The 8,288-nt window shown below is 60.6% G+C and carries 10 protein-coding genes; 6 read left to right on the top strand and 4 right to left on the bottom strand.

The window, feature by feature from the left end:
* Positions 1–73 precede the first annotated feature (73 nt).
* Positions 74–1,123, top strand: coding sequence for a chlorohydrolase (locus ACP5J3_RS08710; protein ID WP_428495334.1), 1,050 nt, complete (start codon positions 74–76; stop codon positions 1,121–1,123).
* A gap of 12 nt (positions 1,124–1,135) precedes the next feature.
* On the opposite strand, the gene ACP5J3_RS08705 is transcribed toward ACP5J3_RS08710, so the two are convergent.
* The 3 genes from ACP5J3_RS08705 to ACP5J3_RS08695 form a co-directional block, all read right to left on the bottom strand.
* Complete coding sequence (locus ACP5J3_RS08705; protein ID WP_428495333.1) at positions 1,136–1,330, bottom strand: hypothetical protein; 195 nt, start codon at positions 1,328–1,330, stop codon at positions 1,136–1,138.
* A 110-nt stretch (positions 1,331–1,440) separates the two neighbouring features.
* Positions 1,441–2,076 (bottom strand): hypothetical protein, encoded by a 636-nt coding sequence (locus ACP5J3_RS08700; RefSeq protein ID WP_428495332.1) that lies wholly within the window; start codon positions 2,074–2,076, stop codon positions 1,441–1,443.
* 106 nt (positions 2,077–2,182) lie between these two features.
* Positions 2,183–2,581, bottom strand: a complete 399-nt coding sequence (locus ACP5J3_RS08695) for a hypothetical protein (RefSeq protein WP_428495331.1) — start codon at positions 2,579–2,581, stop codon at positions 2,183–2,185.
* Positions 2,582–2,652: 71 nt separating this feature from the next.
* Here ACP5J3_RS08695 and ACP5J3_RS08690 point away from each other — a divergent pair, with 71 nt between their 5' ends.
* Positions 2,653–3,537 (top strand): ABC transporter ATP-binding protein, encoded by an 885-nt coding sequence (locus tag ACP5J3_RS08690; RefSeq protein ID WP_428495330.1) that lies wholly within the window; start codon positions 2,653–2,655, stop codon positions 3,535–3,537.
* Complete coding sequence (locus tag ACP5J3_RS08685) at positions 3,524–4,249, top strand: ABC transporter permease (protein WP_428495329.1); 726 nt, start codon at positions 3,524–3,526, stop codon at positions 4,247–4,249. The genes ACP5J3_RS08690 and ACP5J3_RS08685 overlap by 14 nt, the downstream gene beginning before the upstream one ends.
* On the opposite strand, the gene ACP5J3_RS08680 is transcribed toward ACP5J3_RS08685, so the two are convergent.
* Positions 4,246–4,575: a GTP cyclohydrolase I gene (locus tag ACP5J3_RS08680; protein WP_428495328.1), complete on the bottom strand. Its 330-nt coding sequence runs from the start codon at positions 4,573–4,575 to the stop codon at positions 4,246–4,248. The two genes, ACP5J3_RS08685 and ACP5J3_RS08680, sit on opposite strands and share 4 nt — an antisense overlap.
* Positions 4,576–4,609: 34 nt before the next feature.
* Between ACP5J3_RS08680 and ACP5J3_RS08675 the strand changes: the two genes are divergently transcribed.
* The 3 genes from ACP5J3_RS08675 to ACP5J3_RS08665 all read left to right on the top strand — a co-directional run.
* A complete protein-coding gene (locus tag ACP5J3_RS08675) occupies positions 4,610–6,223 on the top strand; it encodes an alpha-amylase family glycosyl hydrolase (protein WP_428495327.1) in 1,614 nt (537 codons plus the stop codon).
* Between the two features lie 21 nt (positions 6,224–6,244).
* A complete protein-coding gene (locus ACP5J3_RS08670) occupies positions 6,245–7,393 on the top strand; it encodes an RAD55 family ATPase (protein WP_428495326.1) in 1,149 nt (382 codons plus the stop codon).
* The coding region (locus ACP5J3_RS08665) for an amidohydrolase family protein (protein ID WP_428495325.1) at positions 7,386–8,288 on the top strand (903 nt) is incomplete at its 3' end. The genes ACP5J3_RS08670 and ACP5J3_RS08665, both read left to right, overlap by 8 nt.

Raw genomic sequence — 8,288 nt, 5'->3', positions numbered from 1 at the left:
GGCGGCGCGGCGCGGCGGGGTCTGTGTAAGTTGGAATTTACACTTCTTTATATGGTGGTTTTTTCGCTGTGGTGTGAGGTACAGGGCTAGGTACGTCTTGGCGGGCGGGCTGGAGGTCGTAGAGGACGGGGTGGTCGAGGTGGACGACGCGGGGAGGGTAGTGGGGGTGGGGCGCTACACCGGGGGAGTCGCCGCCGATCTTGGCGCCGTCGTCTTGATGCCGATGCTTACCAACGCACACGTCCACGTCCTCGACGTGGTTTTGATGGACCGCGACGACCTCTACATAGACGACCTCGTGGGGTGGCCCCACGGCGTGAAGTACCACGTGGTGAGGCAGTTAGTTAGGCGGGGGCGGCACATCTCCGTGCTGAAGCGGGTTGCAGAGAGGATGAGGATGTACGGCGTCGGCTGCGCCGTCGTGTACGCGGAGTACGCCGCCCGCGACGTGGAGGAGGTGTTTAGGCAGTACGGGATAGAGGCTGTGGTTTTCCAAGAGGCGCACGGAGACTTCCCCAACTACCCCAACGTACAGGTGGCGTCCCCCCTGGACCACCCGCCGGAGTACCTCAGAGAGCTGAGGCGGAGGTACAGGCTTCTGTCGACCCACGTCTCGGAAACCGCCGACTGCCACGAAGGCGGCGACCTCGACCTCGCGCTGAGGGTCATGGACGCCGACGTGCTGATCCACCTCGTCCACCTAACGCCGGAGGAGGCCGCCCAGATCCCGCCCGGCAAAACCGTCGTGGTCAATCCAAGGGCCAACGCCTACTTCGTAGGCCGCGTCGCGCCCGTGCCCCACCTCCTCCACCTAAAGCCGCTTTTGGGAACCGACAACGTCTTTATGAACGAGCCCGACCCCTGGGCCGAGATGAAGTTTCTCCACGCCTACGCCGCGGCGGCCGGCTGGCAACTCGCGGAACGCGACATACTGGCGATGGCGGCGCTGTGGCCGTGGGAAAAGCTGAGATGCAACCCCCCGATAGAGACTGGACAGCCCCTGAGGGCCCTCGCCGTGGCCGCCCCATACGCCGGAGACAAGATCTACAAATACCTCGTGAAGAGGGTATCCCACCGCGACCTCATCGCGGTGATAATGGGGGATAGAGTCGAGGCGCTTTAAGAATAAACAGGTCTACTCCCCTCTGTTGAATTTTCTAAGCAGAAGCGGCGCGGCGGCCCCCACCGCCAACGCCACCAAAGAGATGGAGACATCCCGGGCGAATATCAGGGGATCCGTGGAGGGGGCAGACACGGCGCTTATCAACGAAAGCGCGCCCAGCCCCAGAGCCACGGCGCTTAAGACGTAGATCAAAACACCCCTACTCATGTCAGCGCCTCCCCACCCCTATTTATTTGTTACACGCCGTATAGACAGCACCAAGCCGTCTAGAGACCAGAAGCCGCCGGAGGGCACTTGGATCTCGCAAACGGCGGCGCCTATTTATGTAGATCATGCTGATTACCTTCCTTCCTATATTGCGAGAGTAGCGCATCTTCAAAGACGTCCTTGGCTTTACCCGCGGCGAAGTACAGCACGATGAGGAAGGCCAAGTCTAGTAGGTCAGAGATAAGACTTACGGGGGATAACACCGCCGATAGTATTGTTAACAACGCCACAATGCCAAAGGTATCGACGTTGGTGTCGGTCTCCACCTGCTTCCACACCCTATACCAAAACGCGCCAAATAAAACGCCAACTAGCCATAAAACCAACCTGACGCCAAGATCAGACCCGGGCACAGGCGGCCTCTGCAAACCCCACGCAACGGAGATCAGATAAGCCGCCAACACGACGCCGATCACCGGCATTGCGACGATGACAATTAGGAGCACGTAGGCCGCGTATCTATACAACACACTGTCGAAATTTCTATGCAGAAGGGAAAAAGCCTTCCACATTAAGTAGACTGGGTATGCCGAAGCTATGAACATTAGAGCTAGCCACACTGCAAAAGTGTACACGGAGAATATCGACGCAATGCCGAACAAAACGCCAAAGATCAGTATTACGATGCCAGCCCCCACCGCCTTCTGCATCAACTCAAAGGCGTTGATTACCTCTCCATACTCCACTTGTGAACTCAGTCTAAACTTTATAAAGTTGCGTCTGTAGGGGGTTATCTCACAGTAGTGCAGTGATGCGCCATACGGCACGCATATATCTTCCCGCCAACTGCATCTACTCAGCCGCCGCGGCTTCGCTTAGGAGGTGGAGCACCGTGTTTCTAAACCTCTTCGCGGCGTCCCAGAACCATATGAACAAGACTACTGCTGGGATTTGGAGATTTGGCACCAGGAAGAGCACAAGGGCAAGCGGCCAGGGCCACTCCGTGCTGACTTCTCCTTTCTTGCAGTTCACCACCACCGCCAGCGGTATGTACCCGCTTCTGGCGCGAAACGCCACGTAGTCTCCGAATTTAACCGTCCTCACGTCGTCGAACATGGCAGAGAGGGCCCTCTCGACGTCGCCGACTTCTCGGGGGCACTTCACCGGCTTACGCACCGCCCTTGTGAGGATGGCGATGAGAATTATCGCAATGACGCCGGCGACGACCAGCCACTCTACGCCGGGTAGCACGTTGAACCTGGGGTGGTGGTATTTATCCTTTACCTCAAAGCTTATTACCCCCAGTCGTGTTTTGTATAAGCGTGATTGCGTGTGAAAACCTCGGGAGGCGGTACGGCGAGTTCTGGGCTCTGAGGGGGGTCACCTTCGAGGTTGGGAGGGGGGTGGTGCTTGGGGTGCTGGGGCCAAACGGGGCTGGCAAGACGACGTTGGTGCGCATCCTAACTACGGAGCTCATGCCCTCCGAGGGCCGTGCCTCCGTGGCGGGCTTCGACGTGGTGAGGGAGGCGGAGAAGGTCAGGCGGGTGGTGGCCGCCGTGCCTCAGGAGAGCAGGCCAATCGACTTCTTGACGCCGTACGAGTTTGTGCTTAGCTACCTCTTGCTTAGGGGGCTCCCCCTTAGGGAGGCTAGGCGGAGGGCCCGGGAGGCGCTGGAGGAGTTCGGCCTCTGGGAGGTGAGGGATCGGGAGGTGGATACCCTGTCGGGGGGTATGAAGAGGCGTGTCCTGATAGCTGCGGTCTTCGCGGCGGACGCCGACGTGGTGTTTCTCGACGAGCCCACCACGGGGCTTGACGTCTACTCCCGGAGGCTTGTGTGGAACTCCGTGGCGGAGATGAAGAAGAGGGGCTCCACGGTTGTGCTCACCACGCACTACGTGGAGGAGGCCGCCGCGCTGAGCGACGTTGTCCTCGTCCTGAGCGGGGGGCGCGTCGTGGATATGGCCCCTCCGGAGAGGCTGGTGGAGAAGGTTCCTGGGAGGTACGTGGTGGAGATCTACGGCGCAGACGGCGGGGTTGCTGAGGCTAAATCTGTTGTGGAAATCGGGGGCAGGAGGCTGTACTACGTCGACTCCGCGCCGGCCACCGCCGAGCTAACAAGGCTGGGGACGAGGGTGGTGGTTAGGCAGAAGTCGCTGGAGGACTACGTATTGCTGACCGTGGGGGAGCTGGGCCATGAAGATAGTTAGAGACGCCTTGGTGATCGCCTGGGTGAACGGCTGGATAGCGGCGGTGAGGGGGTGGATATGGGTAGTGGCCAGCTCTGTAAGCCCCGTCTCCTTCCTCGTCATACTCTCCATATACGGAGGAGTGGAGGGGCTTAAGTGGGGCCTCGTGGGGGGCTTTATCTGGACCTTGGCCTCCAACGGCATCTCTCTCATAGGCGACGCCACCTACTACCGCCTCGGTGTTAAGTACCAGAGCATGTTGACCGCGGCGCCTGTATCGCCCGTGGGCTACGCCTTGGGGCTGGCCCTAAGCTCTTTTATCTTCGCCCTCCCCACCTTAGCCGTGTACCTAGCCGTGATGCTGTGGCTGGGTTTGTGGATTCTGACGCCCACCGCCGTGTACGCCTTGGCGGCTCTCTGGCTGGCTTCGGCTGGCGTGGGGTTTACACTAGCCAGCTTTATACGGCATATGAGATACGCCTGGTCTCTGCCGCAGATACTCACCGCGGTGTTTACGGTGGGCTCCCCAGTCTACTACCCGGCGACTCTCCTGCCGAGTCCCTACCTGGGCGTGGTTCTCCCGACCGGCGCGGCAGGCATAATTATACAACACGCCCTGGGCCTCGTTGAGTACGGCGGCGACTTGCTGGCGGCGGCCGCTGTGGCTCTGGCGGCTCAGAGCGTAGCCGGGCTCTACTCGTTGGTGAAGCTAGCCCGCTGGACACAGCCCTAGATATACATAGTCTGGGCCCCGCCCGACTCGGCCACCACCTCGATCTCCACGCCGGAGTAGTACGACTTCAAAATCACCTTGACGTAAGGCGGGTTGACAGCCGCCTTGATCTTTTCGAGGATGTCTACGGCGAGCTCTTCGTGAAGTATTTCGCGGCCCCGGTAGCTGTCGACAATTTTCTTAAACTCCTCAATGGCAAGGGCGGCTCCGCGGGGGATGTACTCCACGGTGATTTCAAAAGAGTCGATGGTTTTGCTAATGGGGCATATAGACTCCCCCCTTGTCTTTAGCCTAACGAGGTGGGGGTTTTTGGAGAGCTTAATCACGGCGTCTGGTTTCTACATTTATTAAATTGTTGAGATGGCCGTGGCCTGCCGCGTTGAGAAGTGGAGGTCTGACCCCTACTACGGGAAGGTGGCGGTTGTCCAAGCCGGCCCGGGCTACGTGGTGGGGGACTTCACTGGGTGGATCCACGGCGCGTTTAGAGACCGCGTGGAGTTGCCCCCAGGAGTCTACCGTATACTGTCCGGGGGAGGCGAGGTCGAGTGCGTGGTGGAGCCGCCTAGCTACCCGTGGCACTTCGCCGTTCCCTATATGTCGGGGGATTGGGGAGGCGCCGTGGAGCTTAGGATCTACGCCCCGGAGCCGCCCGAGGTGCCCGGCGGCGAGGTGGTGGAGCTGATGCGGGGGGAGCAGTTCTCCATATATATGGCTGTGGTGAGGCGTCGGCGGTACGAGGTGAGGTGCTGCGGCAAGAAGGCGGGGTTTAGATCGCCTCCGTACGTGGGCGATCCGGGGATCCGGGCCATGTACGAGGTCCTGCCTGACAGATCGGCTAATAGGCTCGGCTGTAGGGATCTTAGGCGGGAGTTCTGCGGCGGCACTTTAAAAGACGTGGCGCGCGTAGCGGTAGACGCCTCCCGCTTCGCCGACGCGCTGTATCTCCACCCAATATACCCAGCTATGAGCTACCATAGATACGACGTGGTCGACCACTTCCAGGTGGACGAGAGGCTGGGGGGCTGGGCCGCCTTCGAGGCCATGCGGGGGGAGCTGAGCCGCGCCGGGCTGAAGCTGGTGCTGGACATAGTGCTCTACCACGTAGGCCTCCGCAACCCCCTCTTCCCCGGCGGGCCGTTTATAATACGCGACGGCTCCTACACGCGGCTTGTGAAGGAGCTCGCGGCGAGGTTGCCCAGAAGCGCCCTGGCCGAACTGCTGGAGGGCGACCCTCCCTACGAGACCTTTCTAAAAGTGTGGTTTATGCCTAGGCTGGACTACTCCAGGCCGGAGGCTGTGGAGTATGCGCGTAGGGTAGTGGAGTTCTGGGCTCCCCATGTCGACGGTTTTAGGCTTGACGTGGCACACGGAGTGCCTCCTGGCGTCTGGGAGGAGGTGCTGTCCCCCGCGGAGGGCCGCTACGTGCTGGGGGAGCACGTGGGCAACCCCGCCCCTTTCTACAAGGCGGTTAGGGGCTTCACGGCGTACGTCCTCTACAACGGGCTTATCAACAGCCTTACAAAAGGCGCCGAGGAGGTGGCCGACGCGGTGAATAGATACTTGGCCTTGACGCCGCCCTCAGCCCTGCCCTACATGAATACGTTTCTTGAAAACCACGACGTGGATAGGGCGGCCACGCGCCTCGGCGGTCATGCACAGCTCTCCATGGGGTACGCCCTGCTCTTCTCCCTCCCGGGGGTGCCTTCGATCTACTCCGGCGGCGAATGCGGCGAAGGCGGCCTAGCGGCTGACCACACCAATAGGCGGCCTCACACGCCATGTCCAGACTCGCAACTGGCGAAGCTGTTGGAGACGCTGTACAGATTAAGATCCCGGGGGCTGGGGAGGGGGCCCCTCTGGGCCTCGGCGAAGAGGGGGAGGATAGAGCTTAGGAGCCTCCAGACACGCGTAGAGGTTGGGAGTGGCGGGCTTGTGTTTGGTGATACCTGGGGGGTGCGGGAGGTTAGGTTTTAAAAAGGTGGCGTTTATCTTACAATGTTGCTAGATTTTAGGGGGGTCACCGCCATATATGGAAGGCCGGGCGTGGGGAAGACAAGCCTCGCCATGAGGATGGCCCACGAGAGGGTGGCAAGAGGCGAAAAGGTGCTCTGGGTCTCGCTATACGAGGATAGGGACGTCTTTATGAAAAACGCCGCCTCTCTCGGCTACAACCTGTCAAGAGTTGATTTCTGGGATATGATTTTCGTGAAGACCGACGTCATACTCAACCAGATAGTCTCCACCGTCTCGCAGAGCGACTACAGCCTCGTGGTGGTGGACTCCATCTCGTCTCTCGTGGAGGGGCCCCAGTCCCGGGAGTACTTAATAAACGCGGTGTACAGAGTCTTTAGACCCGCCAACGTCGACTTCGTGGGAATCGCCGAGGAGGAGTCCGTAACGCCTCTGGACTACATCGCCGACAACCTGCTGAGGCTCGAGCTACGGATTGGCAGAAACGTCACGGAAAGACTTATGTACGTTGTCAAGTCCAGGGGGAGGAGGGCGGGCTACACAGTGGAGTTCGACATCTTGGAAGGTCAGGGCGTTGTATTCCTCGACGATCTCCCCCGCCCCGCCCCCCGGGCCGCGTGGGAGGCGGCAACCGAGGCGCTGCCACAGCCCATGGGGCCTGTGAGGGGGGGCCGCATATACCTATTCGTGGGATGTGACTTCACCCCACTTCTGGCCAGGGTTGCGGCCGACCTATCCCGCGAGGGGCGCAAGGTATTGTACCGCGTCTTTGGCCGAGGCGCCTTTTCGGTGGAGAGGCTGATCGAGAAGTACGGCGGGAAGGCGGTGGTGCAGAGGGTGGAACCGAGGCCCCAGAGCCACTTCACCCACATGAAAAACCTATACGACTCTCTTACCGAGACAGACGCCGATGTTGTAGTGTCCGACGGCGTAGATATGGAGTTCTTTATCTACGGCCGAAAGGCCTTCGAGCTAAACAAGACCGAGTTCGACGAGCTGAGGCGGCTTGGGATAGCGACATTGGTAAATGCTTGTAGAGACAGGGGCCTTAGAGTAATGGCCGACGTCACTGCGCAACTTCACGACGGAGAGGTTCTCCTCACATCGCCGGAGGGTGGCACTAGGTGCCGCTACGAGGTCCAGCCGCTCCCAAGGCTGGCTTGTAATGTCTGAATGCATATGGATTGAGGGTCGGGCATACATCGCCGGGGGCTTCCGCCGGGTGAGACTCGGAAGGCGGGGATGCAGACCTCTCCAGCTCTCAAACAGCTACCTAATCCTGCCAGGCTTCGTCGACATCCATGTGCACTTCAGAGACTGGGGGCTTGCGTACAAGGAAACGCTAATGGGCGGCGCCAGGTCGGCGCTGGCGGGCGGCGTAGTGGCGGTGGGTGACATGCCCAACACCAAGCCCCACATTAGAACAGCTGAGCTGTACAGAAGGCGAATGGAGGAGGGGTCGAGGCTACCCATCATCTACCGGCTACACATGGGCGTCCCCGAGGACGTGGGGGAGCTCCACGCCGCGAAGCCGCGCTCCGTCAAGATCTACCCGGAGGATATCGAGAGGTATGGATGGAGCCACGTAGAGGCAGTGGGCAGGGCATGCGCGGAGCTGGGTTGCCTCCTCTTCTTCCACTGCGAAGACCCGGCATATTTTAGAGACGGCGAGAGGCCGCCGGAGGCGGAGCTGGCGTGTGTGGAGAGGGCTTGGGCCGTCGCGCGGAGGAGTGGGGCGAGGATGCACCTCACCCACGTCACCCTCCCCCAGACGGCCGAGCTCTCGCGGGGGTGGGCCACAGTAGACGCCACACCCCACCACCTGTTGCTCGACAGGGAAAACTGCAGACACCGTGGCCTCTGCCACGTAAACCCCCGGCTGAGGACACCAGAGCTCCGCAGAGGCCTTTTGGCCGCCCTAGCCGCTGGGATGATCGACATATACGCCACGGACCACGCTCCCCATACACTGGAGGAGAAGAACTCCGACAATCCCCCGCCTGGAATATGTAGCCTAGACGTGGCTCTCAGCCTGTTGCTGAGCTTGTGGAGGGCGGGGGTCGTCGAC

Origin of the sequence: Pyrobaculum sp., assembly GCF_049971835.1 — an archaeon.
Lineage (GTDB): Archaea > Thermoproteota > Thermoprotei > Thermoproteales > Thermoproteaceae > Pyrobaculum.
The sequence above is the reverse complement of the archived record's forward strand: the minus strand, read 5'-3'. Positions and strand labels throughout refer to the sequence as shown.

What these genes read in the sequence shown, in the direction of transcription:
- ACP5J3_RS08685 (WP_428495329.1), top strand. Translation starts at nt 3,524, where the DNA reads ATGAAGATAGTTAGAGACGCCTTGGTGATCGCCTGGGTGAACGGCTGG.
- ACP5J3_RS08705 (WP_428495333.1), bottom strand. Translation starts at nt 1,330, where the DNA reads ATGAGTAGGGGTGTTTTGATCTACGTCTTAAGCGCCGTGGCTCTGGGG.
- ACP5J3_RS08670 (WP_428495326.1), top strand. Translation starts at nt 6,245, where the DNA reads ATGTTGCTAGATTTTAGGGGGGTCACCGCCATATATGGAAGGCCGGGC.
- ACP5J3_RS08675 (WP_428495327.1), top strand. Translation starts at nt 4,610, where the DNA reads ATGGCCGTGGCCTGCCGCGTTGAGAAGTGGAGGTCTGACCCCTACTAC.